At 71.6% G+C, this 14,776-nt stretch carries 13 protein-coding genes; 5 read left to right on the top strand and 8 right to left on the bottom strand.

Annotation, left to right across the window (positions count from 1 at the left end; all coding sequences use genetic code 11):
* Nucleotides 1-57: 57 nt before the first annotated feature.
* The 7 genes from mnhG to mbhE are packed head-to-tail and all read right to left on the bottom strand — an operon-like array spanning nucleotide 58 to nucleotide 6,451.
* Nucleotides 58-426, bottom strand: a complete 369-nt coding sequence (mnhG, locus tag HNR25_RS20710) for a monovalent cation/H(+) antiporter subunit G (protein WP_184637858.1) — start codon at nucleotides 424-426, stop codon at nucleotides 58-60.
* Entirely contained in the window at nucleotides 413-691 is a 279-nt protein-coding gene (locus HNR25_RS20705) for an MrpF/PhaF family protein (RefSeq protein ID WP_184637856.1), read from the bottom strand. The genes mnhG and HNR25_RS20705 overlap by 14 nt, the downstream gene beginning before the upstream one ends.
* Nucleotides 688-1,308, bottom strand: coding sequence for a Na+/H+ antiporter subunit E (locus tag HNR25_RS20700; RefSeq protein ID WP_184637854.1), 621 nt, complete (start codon nucleotides 1,306-1,308; stop codon nucleotides 688-690). Before HNR25_RS20700 ends, HNR25_RS20705 begins: the two co-directional genes overlap by 4 nt.
* Complete coding sequence (locus HNR25_RS20695; protein WP_184637852.1) at nucleotides 1,305-2,834, bottom strand: Na+/H+ antiporter subunit D; 1,530 nt, start codon at nucleotides 2,832-2,834, stop codon at nucleotides 1,305-1,307. The genes HNR25_RS20700 and HNR25_RS20695 overlap by 4 nt, the downstream gene beginning before the upstream one ends.
* Nucleotides 2,831-3,205 carry a sodium:proton antiporter gene (locus HNR25_RS20690; protein ID WP_184637850.1) on the bottom strand — a complete coding sequence of 125 codons (375 nt, stop codon included), beginning with the start codon at nucleotides 3,203-3,205 and terminating at the stop codon, nucleotides 2,831-2,833. Before HNR25_RS20690 ends, HNR25_RS20695 begins: the two co-directional genes overlap by 4 nt.
* Nucleotides 3,202-3,846, bottom strand: a complete 645-nt coding sequence (locus HNR25_RS20685) for an MnhB domain-containing protein (RefSeq protein WP_184637848.1) — start codon at nucleotides 3,844-3,846, stop codon at nucleotides 3,202-3,204. Before HNR25_RS20685 ends, HNR25_RS20690 begins: the two co-directional genes overlap by 4 nt.
* Nucleotides 3,836-6,451, bottom strand: coding sequence for a hydrogen gas-evolving membrane-bound hydrogenase subunit E (gene mbhE / locus HNR25_RS20680; protein WP_246463790.1), 2,616 nt, complete (start codon nucleotides 6,449-6,451; stop codon nucleotides 3,836-3,838). The genes HNR25_RS20685 and mbhE overlap by 11 nt, the downstream gene beginning before the upstream one ends.
* Nucleotides 6,452-6,978: 527 nt before the next feature.
* On the opposite strand from mbhE, the gene HNR25_RS20675 reads away from it, so the two are divergent.
* The 5 genes from HNR25_RS20675 (at nucleotide 6,979) to HNR25_RS20655 (ending at nucleotide 12,474) form a co-directional block, all read left to right on the top strand.
* The gene (locus HNR25_RS20675) at nucleotides 6,979-9,477 is read left to right on the top strand and encodes a DNA gyrase/topoisomerase IV subunit A (RefSeq protein WP_184637846.1); all 2,499 of its coding nucleotides are present in this window, start codon (nucleotides 6,979-6,981) and stop codon (nucleotides 9,475-9,477) included.
* Between the two features lie 153 nt (nucleotides 9,478-9,630).
* Entirely contained in the window at nucleotides 9,631-10,134 is a 504-nt protein-coding gene (locus HNR25_RS20670) for a beta-class carbonic anhydrase (RefSeq protein WP_184637844.1), read from the top strand.
* Nucleotides 10,135-10,202: 68 nt separating this feature from the next.
* Nucleotides 10,203-10,529 (top strand): tetratricopeptide repeat protein, encoded by a 327-nt coding sequence (locus HNR25_RS20665; protein ID WP_184637842.1) that lies wholly within the window; start codon nucleotides 10,203-10,205, stop codon nucleotides 10,527-10,529.
* A gap of 111 nt (nucleotides 10,530-10,640) precedes the next feature.
* Nucleotides 10,641-11,762 carry an L-cysteine desulfhydrase Cds1 gene (gene cds1 / locus HNR25_RS20660; protein ID WP_184637840.1) on the top strand — a complete coding sequence of 374 codons (1,122 nt, stop codon included), beginning with the start codon at nucleotides 10,641-10,643 and terminating at the stop codon, nucleotides 11,760-11,762.
* A gap of 130 nt (nucleotides 11,763-11,892) precedes the next feature.
* Nucleotides 11,893-12,474, top strand: coding sequence for a hypothetical protein (locus HNR25_RS20655; protein WP_184637838.1), 582 nt, complete (start codon nucleotides 11,893-11,895; stop codon nucleotides 12,472-12,474).
* A 17-nt stretch (nucleotides 12,475-12,491) separates the two neighbouring features.
* Here the strand turns inward: HNR25_RS20655 and HNR25_RS20650 are convergent, their stop codons facing one another.
* Complete coding sequence (locus tag HNR25_RS20650) at nucleotides 12,492-14,597, bottom strand: DNA gyrase/topoisomerase IV subunit B (RefSeq protein ID WP_184637836.1); 2,106 nt, start codon at nucleotides 14,595-14,597, stop codon at nucleotides 12,492-12,494.
* Between the last annotated feature and the right edge of the window lie 179 nt (nucleotides 14,598-14,776).

The raw sequence follows: 14,776 nt of genomic DNA, 5'->3' as shown, positions 1-14,776 counted from the left end.
CCGCGGCCGTCGTCCACAGGACGGCCTCAGGACCGCGGGAAAGGCGGAGGGGCGCCCTCAGTCGCGGCTCCCGCCGTCGTCCCCCTCCCGCGAGAGCTCGACCGCGTCCGCGAGCTCGTCGGTGACCAAGTGCCCGGTGCTGATCTCTCCGCGGCTGTAGGCCACGCGCCCGAACGTCTGGGCCAGCACCGGGGCGGTCAGGAACTGGAACAGCGCCGCCAGCCCCAGCCAGGCCGCGGCGCGCGGGTCCGGCAGCTGGAAGGCCGCCCCCGCCAGAACGAGCACCAGCCCGACGGTGTCGGGCTTGGTGGCGGCGTGCACCCGTCCCAGCAGCGTGGGGAAGCGCACCAGCCCGACGGTTCCGGTGAAGGCGAAGGCCGCACCCAGGGGCAGCAGGACGGCGGTGGCGATGTCACCCGCGGTCATGGGCCCTCCTCTCGGCGAAGCGGGCCCCGGTCAGCGATCCGATGAACCCCAGCAGCGCGAAGGTGATCACCAGGCCGATGTAGGCGATGTCGCCGCGCAGCGCCACCTCGACCGCGATGAAGGTGACCAGCAGTACCGACACGGCGTTCAGGCACACGAGCCGGTCCATCACCGACGGCCCGCGCACCAGCCGGTACAGGGTCAGCAGCACCGCCGACCCCAGCAGCACGAAGGTCGCCGTATAGGCGTAGTCCAGCAGGTTCATCGGGTCTCCTCCTCGGAGTTCTCCTCGTCGGCCCGGCGCAGCTCCCGCTCCTCCCGCTCGAACTCGTCGATGTCGTCCTGGGTGCCGAACGCGCGCACGAACCGCTCTTCGGTGCGCCGCACCTGGCGGCGCAGAAGGCGCACCGAGCGCTCCGTGGCGACGGGCGTGCCGTGGACGTAGAGCACCCCCTCGTCGCGGTTGAGTTCGATCACCAGGCTGCCGGTGATCAGCGAAAGCCCGGCGGTGACCATCACCAGCAGCAGGTCGGCGTCGGTGCGCATGGGCACCGCGACGATGGCGCCGCGCATCCGTGCGGGCCGCCACAGCGCGTGGAAGGCCACCCGCACACTGGAGACGACCATCTCCACGGCGATGTGGCCGAACAGCAGCAGGACGTGGGCCGGGCGGAAATGCAGCCGCACCGGCAGGTGCGGGAGCCGTGCGGCCCCGTAGCAGCCCACTGCGACACCGGCCCCGGCTATGACCGTGCCCAGGCTCACATCGCCCCAGAGGACCACCCACATGAGGGTCAGCCACACCGCCATGGCCAACCGGCCGAGCACCCGCCGGCGGAAAGGGCGCGCCGGTTCGGCGCCGGCGTCCGGCTGTGCGCTCATCGGGCCGCCCCCTCTCCGAGCACGGCTTCGATATAGGAGCTGCCGTTCATCAGGTCGTGCGCTGCGGTGAAGGCGACCTCCGACAGCGGGCCCGCCGCGGCGGCCACCACCAGCCCGACCGCGACCATCACGCCGGTCATCGCCGCCATGAACCGCAGGCCGCCCAAGTGGGCGCCGCGCTTGAGGCGCTCGCGGGCCTCGACCATGTCGGGCATCGGCGTCCCCCAGAAGCCCCGCACCCACACCCGGAAGACCGCCATGACGGTCAGCAGGCTGGTGGCCGCCCCGGCCGCGACGGCGGCGTAGACGAGCCAGCCGCCGACGCCCACCCCCGCCTGGAACAGGGCGGCCTTGGCGACGAAGCCCGACATCGGCGGCAGCCCGGCCAGACTCATCGCCGGAATGAAGAAGTAGACGGACAGGACCGGCGAGACGGTGTTGAGGCCGCGCATGGCCCGCAGCGAACTGTGCCCCGCGTACTGCCGGATCAGACCGTTGACCAGGAACAGGTTGGCCTGGACGACGATGTGGTGCACCAGGTAGATGATGGCGCCCGCCAGGCCCGCCACCGAGTTCAGGCCCAGTCCGAAGATCATGAAGCCGATGTGGCTGACCAGCGCGAAGGACATCAACCGGTTGACGTCGTCCTGCACCAGGGCGCCGAAGATCCCCACGAGCATGGTCGCGATCGCCACGCACAGCAGCACGGAGGAGATGTCGTCGCGCCCGAACAGCAGCGTCTGGCTGCGGATGATGGCATAGACCGCGACCTTGGTGAGCAGGGCGGCGAAGATGGCCGAGATCCGGGTGATGGCCACGGGGTAGCTGTCGGGCAGCCAGAAGTGCATGGGCACCAGCGCGGCTTTGATGCCGAAGACGACCAGGAACAGCAGCGCCAGCACCATGCGCAGCTCTTCGGGGGCGCCGCCCAGCTTCACGGCGATGTCGGCGAGGTTGACGGTGCCGGTCAGCCCGTAGACCAGTGCGATACCGGTCAGGAACAGGATCGAGGAGGTCAGGCTGACCACGGTGTAGATCATGCTGGCGCGCACCCGGGCCCGTGTGGGCGCCTGGGTGATCAGCGCATAGCTGGCCGTCAGCATCACCTCGAAGCCGACGAACAGGCTGAACAGGTCGCCGGCCAGGAAGCTCAGGCACACCCCGGCGGTCAGCACCAGGTAGATGGGGTGGAACACCTGCGGCATGGCGCGGCTGAGGCCGGCGACGTCCTGGCCGATGGCGAAGAGCTGCACCACCACCAGCACGACCGCCGACACCGCCAGCATCAGCGCCGAGAGCGGGTCGGCGATGATGGTGATACCCAGCGGCGCCTCCCAACCGCCGGCCTGGCTGATGACCACGGTGCCGTCTGCGGTGGCGCGCAGCAGCAGCGCCGCGTCCACGACCACCGCGGCCAGCGCTGCGACGGCGACACCCTGCTGCAGCCGCGGGGTGCGGCGCATCAGCAGCGACGGCGCCGCACCCAGCAGCGGCACGAGAATCGGCACGGCCAGTAGCGCGTTCACGATGAGTCCTCCGGCTCCGAGAGCCGTCCGATGCGGCGGTCCTCCAGGTCGGCGGGAACCTCGTCGTTGTCGTCGCCCAACCACACCCGATAGGCCAGCGCCAGCAGGAACGTGGTCACACCGAAGGTGATGACGATGGCGGTCAGCGCCATGGCCTGCGGAAGCGGGTCGGAGATGGGTCCGTCCTTCTCCGACAGCAGCGGCGGCAGGGTGATCGCCCGGTCGGTGAGCATCAGCGCGAGGTTGGCGGCGTGCCCCAGCAGCACGATGCCGAAGACGACGCGCATCAGGGACCGCTGAAGCAGCAGGTAGAAGCCGGTGGAGTAGAGGACGGCGACCGCGACGATGAGGACGAGTCCGGGAGCGCTCACGTTCGTCCTCCCTTCGCGGAGTCCGCGTCGCCGCGTCCGGCGCGGCCGCGGAGCTCTTCTTCCTCGGCCTCCATCCGAGCGCCCAGGGCGGCGACGACGGAGAGGACCAGACCGACGACGATGAGGAACACCCCCGATTCGAAGAGCAGGTAGCTGGCGAACTTGACCTCGCCGAAGACGGGCAGGTGGTAGGCGGTGTAGCTGTGCACCTCCAGCATCGGACGGCCGGCCAGGACCGGGGCGGCGGCGGTGCCGCAGGCCAGCAGCAGGCCCAGCGCGAGCAGCACGTTGGGCCGCATCGGCATCCCGGCCGCGAGCTCGTGGCGGCCGCCGGCGATGTAGCGCAGCACATACGCCATGCTCGCCACCAGGCCGCCGGCGAACCCGCCGCCGGGGCGGTCATGGCCGGAGACCAGGAGGAACACCGCGAACACGAGGATGGCCGGGGTCAGCAACCGGGCGGTGACCTCCAACAGCACCGAGCGGGGGCCGAACGCCGGCCGCACCGCGGTGCTCAGCCACCGCTCGCGGGGCGCCTCCCAGCCCTCCGGTGGTGCTCCGCTCCGGTCGGCGCGCCCCCATTCGCCTTCGCCGCGCCCCGGGCTGGGCTCCGCGCGGCCCGCCGGATCGTCACCGCTCATCGCCGCTCCCCTCGTCCTGCTCGCCGTCGCCGCGCCGGCCGCCGGCCGGCCCCTCCTCCTGAAGTCCGTCCGCGTCCGGCTCCTCCGCCTCCGGTCCGGGGTCCCGCCGGGGGTCGCGCTCGGCGGGCTCTGCACCCGCCGCCTCCGCGCCCGCGGGGTGCACCGGCAGCGCGAGCGCCCCGGTACCGGGCCGTTCGGGGTCCTCGCCGGGGCCGCCGGCGACCGCGGGCTCGGCCGCCGGCTCGGTCCCGGACTCGTCGACGACCCGGTCGCGCCGGTTCAGCAGCACCAGCGAGGACACCGCCACCGCCGCGGTGGCCAGCACGACGACCTCGCCCAAGGTGTCCAGGGCGCGGAAGTCGGCGAGGATCATGTTCACCAGGTTGGTGCCGCCGGCCTCGCCGGCGCGTTCGGCGTAGCCGGTGGAGGCGGGTTCTCCGGGCCGCGCGGCGGTCATCAACCACAGCGCCAGAGCGACGAAGGTGCCCGCCGCCGTGCACAGCAGCACGGTGAGCCGCTTGCCCCACCCGTCGGGCCGCACGCTGAACGTCCCGGGCAGCCGCCGCAGCACGAAGACCAGGATGATCGTGGTCAGCGTCTCGACCAGGACCAGGGTGAGAGCGAGGTCGGGCGCGCCGTGCAGCACGAACAGCCCGGCGGTGCCGAACCCGACCGCGCTCAGCAGGATCAGCGACGGGAAGCGCCGGTGCTCGCGCACCGTGGCGACGGCCGTGACGATGATGACCGCCGCCACCAGAAGCTCCAGCGGACTGTCCCAGGCGCGCAGACCCGCTTCGGGTCCGGGCACGGCGATGCCGCCGGTGGCCAGTCCGGCCACCAGCCGCACACCCGGCAGTACCAGGATCGTCGCGAGGATGATGCCCAGGTACACCGGCAGGGATCCGCTCTGGGAGCGCCGGGTGACGCTCAGCGCGACGGCGTAGACCCCGTGCAGGAACATGTGGTAGCCGTACTCGGCGTCGGGCCAGCGCGGCATCGCGTTCTGCAGCCGGCCCACGGCCCGGCGGTTGAGGAACATCGCCGCGCCGGCGGCCACCACGAGCGCGGTCAGCAGCAGCGTCGGCGTCAGGCCGTGCCACAGCGCCAGGTGGTAGGGCTTGTGCCCGGTCGGCAGCCCGTGGGCGTAGCCCTGGGCGAGGTGGTCGACGAGGGAGGGCGCGATCCCCAGGACGAGGCTCGCAGCCGCCAGAACGACGGGGGCGGCGGCGAAAAGCGGCGCGGGTGCCTGCGCCCGGCTGCCGGCGATCGTCGACTTGTCGGCGAAGGCGCCCCAGAGGAACCGCGCACTGTAGGCGAAGGTGAGGATGGAGCCCGCCGCGACCCCGGCCAGCAGTGCCCCGGCCGCCACAGGCGGAGGTGCGGGCGCCGCGCCCGGCACGAACGCTTCCAGGGCCGCTTCCTTCGCGGCGAATCCGATCAGCGGCGGCAACCCGGCCATCGAGGCCGCGGCCAGCGCTGCGGCCCCCGCCAGGACGGGCATGCGCCGCCCGAGGCCGCTGAGCCGGCTGATGCTGCGCGAACCCGTCTGGTGGTCGATCACGCCCACGGTCAAAAACAGCACCGACTTGAACAGGCCGTGGGCGATGAGGGTGCCGATCATGGCTGTGGCGGCCACCTGGGTTCCGGCACCGCCGAGCAGGGTCAGAAACCCCAGCTGGCTGACGGTGCCGTAGGCCAGCAGCAGCTTCAGGTCGTCCTGGCGCAGCGCGCGCCACCCGCCCACGATCATGGTGGCCAGTCCCACCCCCAGCACGAGGACCTGCCACACCTGGGCTTCGGCGAAGCCCGGGGCCAGCCGCGCGATGAGGTAGACGCCGCCTTTGACCATGGCGGCCGCGTGCAGGTAGGCGCTGACGGGGGTGGGGGCGACCATCGCGCCCGGCAGCCAGTAGTGCAGCGGCACCTGCGCGGACTTGGCGAAAGCGCCCACCAGCACCAGCACCAGGGCCCCGGTCAGCCACGGCCCGCCCTCCGGCGGGTCGGCCACCAGACCCGAGAGGCTGTAGTCGCCGGCCGCGTGGCCGAGCATGATGAACCCGACGAGCATCATCAGGCCGGTGCCGGTGGTGGTGACCAGAGCCTGGGTGGCGGCCCGTCGCGCCTGCTCCTTGCGGTCGTCGTGGCCGACCAGCAGGAAGGAGGTGACCGAGGTCAGCTCCCAGAAGACGTACAGCGCGAAGAGGTTGTCGGTGGTGACCACGCCGAGCATGGACCCGGCGAACAGCACCATGACCGCGGCCAGCCGGCCCAGGCCGCGCTCGTCGGCGCCGAAGTAGGCGGCGCAGTAGCCGAAGATGATCGCACCCACCCCGCTGACCAGCAGCACCATAGCCAGCGAGAGGGCGTCGACGCGGAAGTCCAGGCCGATCTCCAGGGCGGGCACCCAGGCGACGCCCGCTGTCACCGGGGTGCCGGCGAGGATCCCGGGGGCGTTGGCCAGCGCCCACACCGCCGCTGCCGCCGGCGGCAGCCCGGCGATCAAGAAGATCCGGGCGCCGAAGCGGTCGGCGAGCGGCGGCAGCAGCAGCGCAGCGGCGGCGTGCAGCGCGAGAATGGCAGGCAGCAGCATGGGTGCGTCGCTCATGGTCGGTCGGGCCGGCGGACCGGCGGCGTCGGGCGGCGGCCGGGCGGCTTCTCCAGGGCGCGCACGGTGGCGATCGTGTGAGCGGTGTGCAGGACACGCGGGACTGCGGACACCGCGGGGCCCGCCGTGGACGCGGCAGGTCCGGGTTGCGGCGGCGACGCGCGATGCGCCACACGCGCCGGCCGCGGCCGCTGCCCCCTTGACTGCCCCCGGAACGGGTGTAACATTCGCCGCCTCCCATCGCTCCGACCGGATGCGCACACTGCGTAGCGCACTCCGGCCCGCCCGCACGGCCGCGCGCCGGTCCGGTCCGCCGCCACACACCACCCCCGTCCAGGCGTGACTCATCTCACCCGCGACCGCACTCCCCTGTCACGCACCGTGGGCATCGTGGCGACAGGTCCGGCTCCGGAACCCGCAGGCGCCCCAAATTACCGCTATTTTGACGGAATCCTAACGCGGCACGGCGGGCCGGATGCGGGCGCCCCGGTTCGCGATGGTCGGCGTGGCGGGCCAGAATTACCGGCATGGCCCGTACAACCTCTCCACCACCTCCCGAGGACCTCGCTGAGAAGATCATCGACATCGACGTGTCCGAGGAGATGCGCGGCAGCTTCCTCGAATACGCCTATTCGGTGATCTACCAGCGGGCGCTGCCGGACGCCCGCGACGGAATGAAGCCGGTCCAGCGGCGCATCCTCTACCAGATGAACGAAATGGGGCTGCGGCCCGACCGCGCCCACGTCAAGTGCGCCCGCGTGGTCGGCGAGGTGATGGGCAAGCTGCACCCGCACGGCGACAGCGCCATCTACGACGCCATGGTGCGGATGAGCCAGCCCTTCTCGATGCGGGTTCCGCTCGTGGACGGGCACGGCAACTTCGGCTCGCTGGGCGGCGACGACGCGCCGGCGGCCATGCGCTACACCGAGTCCCGCCTGGGCCGGGCCGCGCAGCTGCTGGTGTCGTCGCTGGACGAGAACGTGGTCGACTTCCAGCCCAACTACGACGGCCAGGAGAACGAGCCCGAGGTCCTGCCCGCCGCGTTCCCCAACCTGCTGGTCAACGGGGCTTCCGGCATCGCCGTCGGCATGGCCACCAACATGGTTCCGCACAACCTCGGCGAAGTCATCACGGCGGCGCGCCACTTGATCGCGCACCCCGACGCCTCGCTCGACGACCTGATGGAGTACGTCCCCGGGCCCGACCTGCCCACGGGCGGCACCGTCATCGGGCTCGACGGCGTCCGCGACGCCTACCGCACCGGGCGCGGCACGTTCCGCACACGCGCCACGGTCAGCATCGAGAAGGTCTCGCCGCGCCGCACCGGCCTCGTGGTCACCGAGCTGCCCTACAACGTCGGCCCGGAGAAGGTCGTCGGCCGCATCAAGGAGCTGGTGCAGAACAAGAAGCTCCAAGGCATCAGCGACCTGAAGGACCTGACCGACCGCAACCAGGGCCTGCGCCTGGTCATCGAGCTCAAGAACGGCTTCAACCCCGAAGCCGTGCTGGAGGAGCTCTACCGCCTGACGCCGATGGAGGAGAGCTTCGGCGTCAACAACGTGGCCCTGGTCGAGGGCCAGCCGAAGACGATGGGGCTGCGCGACCTGCTGCAGGTGTTCGTCGACCACCGCCTCGACGTGGTCCGGCGCCGCTGCGAGCACCGCCGCTCCAAGCGCGAGGAGCGGCTGCACCTCGTCGCGGGCCTACTGGTCGCGCTGCTCAACATCGACGAGGTCATCGCGCTGATCCGCGACTCCGAGGACACCGCCCAGGCCCGCCAGCGGCTGATGACCACCTTCGAGCTGTCCGAAACCCAGGCGCGCTACATCCTCGACACCCCGCTGCGCCGGTTGACCAAGTACGACCGGCTGGAGCTGGAGAACGAGCGCGACCAGCTGCGCACGGACATCGAAGAGTTGACCGCCGTCCTGGAGTCCGACTCCAAGCTGCGCCGGCTGGTGTCCAAGGAGCTGGGCGAAGTCGCGAAGGACTACGTCACGCCGCGGCGCACCGTGCTGCAGGAGAGCTCGGGCGAGACCCGCAGCGCCTCGATCCCGCTGGAGATGGCCGACCGGCCCTGCCATGTCCTGCTCAGCTCCACCGGCCTGCTGGGCCGCAGCTCCGGACCGCACGTCCCGCCGGTCCACGACGGGCTGCGCACCCGCCACGACGCCGTCGCGGCCTCGGTACCGGCCACCTCACGCGGCGACATCGGGCTGATCACCGACCTGGGGCGGGCCATCCGGGTGCCGGTGGTGGAGTTGCCCGAACTGCCCGACGACGCCTCCGAGTCACCGCCGCAGGCCCACGGGCTGGCCGTCGCGGAGTTCGTCCAGCTGGAGGACGGCGAGAGCGTCGTTTCGGTGGCGGCCCTGGACGACGACGGCCCCGGGATCGCCGTAGGCACCGCCCAGGGCGTGGTCAAACGGGTGACGTCGGAATCGCCACCCAACAAGGACGACTTCGAGATCATCGGCCTGCGCGACGGCGACCGGGTCATCGGCGCCGCGCAACTGGCCACCGGCGAGGAGGACCTCGTCTTCGTCACCGCCGAGGCGCAGCTGCTGCGCTTCCCCGCCGAGGCCGTCCGCCCGCAGGGCCGGCCCGCCGCCGGTGTGGCCGGCGTGCGGCTGCCCGACGACGGTCGGGCGCTGTGGTTCAGCTCCGTTCCGGTGCCCGAGGACACCGTGGTGCTCACGGTCGCCGGAGGCACCGAGGAACTGCCCGACACCGGCGGCGGCTCGGCCAAGGTCACCCCGTTCGAGGCGTTCCCGAGCAAGGGGCGCGCCACCGGCGGCGTACGCTGCCAGCGCTTCCTCAAGGGCGAAGACCAGCTCGTTCTGGCGTGGATCGGCCGGACCCCGGCGCGGGCGAGCCGGTCCGACGGGGGCCCGATCCGGCTGCCCGACCTCGACGAGCGCCGCGACGGCTCCGGCGAACCGCTGCCGCGGCCCATCGACGTCGTCGGCACCGGCCGCACCGACACCGGTCTGGCCGCGGCCACCGACCCCGGTACGGGGGGGTAAGCGCCACCGACGGAAACCGGCCTCCGGTGCGCGGCGCGCGCACCGGAGGCGCCACCGACCATCGACGTTCCCGGTCCCGGATCCGCCGAGCGCGGCGTGTGCGCACGCGCCGCACCGGCAGGATCCGGACCGCCCGACTTTCCAGGAGCCTCTGTGAACAGCGCCTTCGATGACCTCTTCGCCGCCAACGCCGAATACGCCGCCGACTTCCGGCTGGGCGGCCTGGCTCCGGTCGCCGCACGCGGTCTGGCCATGCTCACCTGCATGGACTCGCGGATCGAGCCGTTGCAGGCCCTGGGTCTGGAACCCGGCGACGCCAAGATCCTGCGCAACGCCGGCGCCCGGGTCACCGACGACACCCTGCGCACGCTGGTGCTGGCCGTCTACCTGCTGGAGGTCGACCGCGTCCTGATCATGCCGCACACCCGGTGCAAGATGGCGTCGGTATCCGGCGACGCCGAGGTGCACGACCTCATCGAACGCGAACACGGGGTCGACACCCGGAGCCTGGAGTTCCGCACCGACGACGACCAGGTCGGCGCTCTGCGCCACGACCTGGAGCGCATCCGCCACCACCCGATGCTGCCGCAGGGCCTGCCGGTGGTCGGCGCCGTCTACGACGTCGACACCGGCCGCGTCGAACCCGTCGACGCGTAGGCCCCCGGCCCGCCGGGAATAGGGCATTCCGCTTCGGGGTTGTGCCAACCCGACGAAGGGAGTGCCCGGTGCAGGACAGGACCTACGAGACGTTCAGCCGCGGCCAGATGTACTTCGACCTGGGCGACTACATCGAGGCCGCCCGCATCCTGGAGCCCATCGCCGACGACGACCCCGCCGGCCGCTCCGTCCTGGAGCTGCTGGGCCGTTCCTACTTCCACTCCGCACAACTGGCCAAGGCCGAGCTGACGTTCCGGCGCATCATCGACCTCGATCCGTGCGACAGCTGGGCCCATATCGCTCTCGCACGCTCGCTGGAGCGCCAGAGCCGCATGGAGGAGGCCGCCCCCTACCGGCGGATGCACGCCGCCATGTCCGGCGGCTCACTGGACTGACACCGGCACCCGCCGCAAGCGGTGCACGCACCGCTCCCGCGCGCCGAGGGGCTCTCCGTCCGCGGGATCCCCTCGGCCCGCTCACGGTCCCGGCAGCGATAAGGTCGGCGCATGACAGCACCGGACGACGGCGCCGACCCCTGCGTGGAGCGCTCCTCGGCCCACACCCGCGCCTGGGTGGACGAGGCGATCCGCAGGGTCGTCGCCGACGCCAACCGCTCCGCCGACACCCATCTGCACGTCTTCCCGCTGCCGCCGGAATGGGGCATCGACCTCTACCTCAAGGACGAGTCGGTCCACCCCACCGGCAGCCTCAAGCACCGCTTGGCGCGGTCGCTGTTCCTCTACGCCCTGGCCAACGGCTGGATCGACGAGCACACCACGATCGTGGAGGCCAGCTCGGGCTCCACCGCCGTGTCCGAGGCCTACTTCGCCCGGCTCGTCGGGCTCGACTTCGTCACCGTCGTGCCGCGCACCACCAGCCCGGAGAAGATCGCCCTCATCGAGCGCTACGGCGGCCGGTGCCACTACGTCGACGTGCCCTCCGAGATGTACTCCGAAGCCGAGCGGCTGGCCGCGGAGTGCGGCGGCCACTACATGGACCAGTTCACCTACGCCGAGCGGGCCACGGACTGGCGCGGCAACAACAACATCGCCGAGTCGATCTTCGAGCAGTTGGCCATGGAGCGCCACCCGGTGCCGGAATGGATCGTCGTGGGCGCCGGGACCGGCGGAACCTCGGCCACGATCGGGCGCTACGTACGCTACCGCAGGCACCACACCCGCCTGGCGGTCGTCGACCCGGAGAACTCGGCGTTCTTTCCCGGCTGGGTCACCGGAGCTCCGGACTACGCGACCGGCATGCCCTCGCGCATCGAGGGGATCGGCAGGCCCCGGATGGAGCCCAGCTTCGTCCCCTCGGTCATCGACCTGATGACGCCCGTGCCCGACGCCGCCAGCGTCGCCGCGATGCGCCACCTCAACGCGGTGACGGGGCTGAGCGCGGGCGGCTCGACCGGAACCAACATGTGGGGCGTGTGGCACCTGATCGACCGGATGCTGCGCGAAGGCCGGCGCGGCAGCGTCGTCACCCTCATCTGCGACGGCGGCGAACGCTACCGCCACAGCTACTACGACGACACGTGGCTGGCCGAGCGCGGCCTGGACCCGGCCCCCTACACCGCGGCGGTGGAGGGCTTCCTGTCCACCGGGCAGTGGCAACCGCCCGCCTGACGCCCCGCCCGCCCGTCCTGACGGAGCGTTCTCCCTACGGGGTTCTCCCGGCCGCATACGTCCGGCATGCTGGACCCGGTCGGCCTCCGGGACCGCCGGGCCGGCCCCGTACGAGGCGAAGGCGAGGGGTATGGATCCGTCCGGGGACCGTGGACCCGACCGACGCGATACCCCTGACCGCCGGGGGGTCGTCCCCGCGGTGGGCGCGGTCCTGCTGATCACGGGGATCATCGGGCTGTTCGTCACCGTGGTCCCGGAACTCTCCTCCTTCGGGTGGAGCTCCCCTGACCAGGACGGCCAAGGCGCCCCGTCCAGTCCCGGGCTCTCCGCGTCTGCGAGCCCGGGCTCTGCCACGCCTTCGCCGTCGCCTTCGGCGTGCGCTTCGCCGACTCCCGAGGCCAAGGCCGACGGTTTCCGCACTCTCCGTCCGGAACCGGGCGACCTCGCGATCGAGGAAGCGCCGGTCGCCGTGGTCACCTGCGACGGAGCGGTCGTTTACGTATACGGGTCGAGCGGATCGCACCCGTCTCCCGGACCGAGCCCCGTCCAGCAGAACGAGCCCGCGGGCTCCCCGTCGGCGCCCGACTGGATGCAGGGGTGGGCGTCGGTCGTCTCGGCCGCCTCCGCCGCGCTCGGAGGCGGTCTGCTCGCCTTCCACAAGCCGCTGAAACACCTGTTCTCCCGCAGGCGTACGGAACCGCGGGAGGAGTAGACGCCGGGTCCCGGCTCTCACAGGTCGATGCGGCTGGTGTCGAGGTCCTGGGCGCCCTGGGAGATGAACTCCCGCCGCGGTGCGACCTGGTTGCCCATCAGAAGGTCGAACACCGACGCGGCCTCCTCGGCGTGCTCGACGCGGATGCGGCGCAGCGTGCGGTGGCTGGGGTCCATGGTGGTCTCCGCGAGCTGATCGGCGTCCATCTCGCCCAGACCCTTGTACCGCTGCACCGGCTCCTTCCAGGTCAACCCCTTCTTCTCCAGCTCCAGCAGCCGCCGCTGCAGCTCGGCGTCGGTGTAGGTGTAGATGTAGCGGTCCTCGGGCTTGGCGCCCCGCTTCTTGCGCACGTTGGTCAGCTCGACGCGGTGCAGCGGCGGCACCGCCGCGTAGACCCGGCCCGCCTCCAGCATCGGACGCATGTAGCGGTAGAACAGCGTCAGCAGCAGGCAGCGGATGTGCGCGCCGTCGACGTCGGCATCGGCCATGATGATGACGCGGCCGTAGCGGGCGGCGTCGAGGTCGAAAGTGCGCCCCGAACCGGCACCGATGACCTGCAGCATCGAGGCGCACTCGGCGTTTTTGAGCATGTCCGAGACCGAGGACTTCTGCACGTTGAGGATCTTGCCGCGGATCGGCAGCAGCGCTTGGAACTCCGAGTCGCGCGCGAGCTTGGCCGTACCCAGCGCGGAATCGCCCTCGACGATGAACAGCTCGCTGCGGTCCAGCCCTTCGTTGCGGCAGTCGACCAGCTTGGCCGGCAGCGCGGAGCTCTCCAGCGCGTTCTTGCGGCGCTGGGTCTCGCGCTGCTGGCGGGCCGCTATACGCGCCTTGGCGGCGTTGACCGCCTTGTCGAGCACGGCGCGGGCCTGCTGCTTCTCGCCGCGGCGAGTGGAGGCCAGGAAGGCGCGCAGGTCCTTGCCCACGATCTGGGAGACGATGCGCGACGCCGCCGAAGTGCCCAGGATCTCCTTGGTCTGGCCCTCGAACTGCGGCTCGGGCAGCCGCACGGTGACGACGGCGGTCAGTCCTTCGAGGACGTCCTCCTTGGTGACCGGGTCGTCCTTGTCCTTGAGCAGTTTGCTGGCGCGCAGCTGATCGTTGACCACCCGCACCAGGGCACGCTCGAAGCCGGTGATGTGCGTTCCGCCCTTGGGCGTGGCGATCACGTTGACGAAGGAGCGCGTGGTGCTCTCGTAGCCGGTACCCCAGCGCAGGGCGATGTCGACTTCCAGACGGCGGTCGACGTCGGTGGGGGTCATGTGGCCCTGGTCGTCGAGCACGGGGACGGTCTCGGTGAACTGCCCCGACCCCTGGATACGCACGACGTCGTTCACGGCCTCGTCGGGGGCGAGGTAGGTGCAGAACTCCCCGATCCCGCCGTCGTAGCGGAACTCCTCCTCGTAGACGCCCTCTTCGGGGAAGCGCTCGTCGCGCACCGCGATGGCCAGGCCCGGGATGAGGAACGCGGTCTGGCGGGCCCGGTCCAGCAGGGACTCGCGGGCGACGTCGGCGTCCTTGAGGAAGATCTGGCGGTCGGGCCAGAAGCGGATGCGCGTTCCGGTGGCCTTTTCGGAGACGCGGCGGACCTGGTCGAGGCCGGATCCGGGGGTGAAGGCGGCATCGGGCCCGTCACCGTCGAAGCGGCCGGGGATGCCCCGGCGGAAACCGATCGCGTGCGTGTGGCCGTCCCGGTCGACTTCGACGTCCAGCCGGCCCGAGAGGGCGTTGACGACGGAGGCGCCGACGCCGTGCAGGCCGCCGGAGGCGTTGTAGGAGCCCGAGCCGAACTTGCCGCCGGCGTGCAGTTTGGTCATGACCAGCTCGACGCCCGACAGGCCCGAGCGGGGCTCGACGTCGACGGGGATGCCGCGGCCGTTGTCGCGGACCTCGACGGAGCCGTCTCCGTAGAGCACGACGTCGATGCGCGTGCAGTACCCGCCCAAGGCCTCGTCGACGGAATTGTCGATGACCTCCCACATGCAGTGGGTCAGGCCGCGGCTGTCCGTGGACCCGATGTACATGCCGGGGCGCTTGCGGACCGCCTCCAGCCCTTCCAGGACCGAAAGATGCCGCGCGGAGTAGTCTTCGGGCTCGTCGACGGCTGCGGTTAGGGCGGTCACGTGGGGCTCTCCTGCGGTGGACGGAACAGGGCCGGCGCATGCGGGGCGCTGCCGTGCGCTGGACGTTGGTGGACAGGGGGCAGATGCGTTTCCGCTAGCTTGACGCATCGGTGTGACAGGCGCGCGGCGCCGTCGCCCGCACCGGGCGGTCGGTCCCCGGTGGCGGGGACGGCCGCAGG

Source organism: Streptomonospora salina, from assembly GCF_014204715.1.
In the GTDB taxonomy this organism is placed as follows: domain Bacteria; phylum Actinomycetota; class Actinomycetes; order Streptosporangiales; family Streptosporangiaceae; genus Streptomonospora; species Streptomonospora salina.
Note: the sequence above shows the minus strand (reverse complement) of the source record. Positions and strands in the feature narration are given on the sequence as shown.

Bases quoted from the DNA above. Each gene is read 5' to 3' on its own strand.
- cds1 (WP_184637840.1), top strand. From the start codon at position 10,641: ATGACAGCACCGGACGACGGCGCCGACCCCTGCGTGGAGCGCTCCTCG.
- mbhE (WP_246463790.1), bottom strand. From the start codon at position 6,451: ATGAGCGACGCACCCATGCTGCTGCCTGCCATTCTCGCGCTGCACGCC.
- HNR25_RS20700 (WP_184637854.1), bottom strand. From the start codon at position 1,308: ATGAGCGCACAGCCGGACGCCGGCGCCGAACCGGCGCGCCCTTTCCGC.
- mnhG (WP_184637858.1), bottom strand. From the start codon at position 426: ATGACCGCGGGTGACATCGCCACCGCCGTCCTGCTGCCCCTGGGTGCG.
- HNR25_RS20675 (WP_184637846.1), top strand. From the start codon at position 6,979: ATGGCCCGTACAACCTCTCCACCACCTCCCGAGGACCTCGCTGAGAAG.
- HNR25_RS20705 (WP_184637856.1), bottom strand. From the start codon at position 691: ATGAACCTGCTGGACTACGCCTATACGGCGACCTTCGTGCTGCTGGGG.
- HNR25_RS20685 (WP_184637848.1), bottom strand. From the start codon at position 3,846: ATGAGCGGTGACGATCCGGCGGGCCGCGCGGAGCCCAGCCCGGGGCGC.
- HNR25_RS20655 (WP_184637838.1), top strand. From the start codon at position 11,893: ATGGATCCGTCCGGGGACCGTGGACCCGACCGACGCGATACCCCTGAC.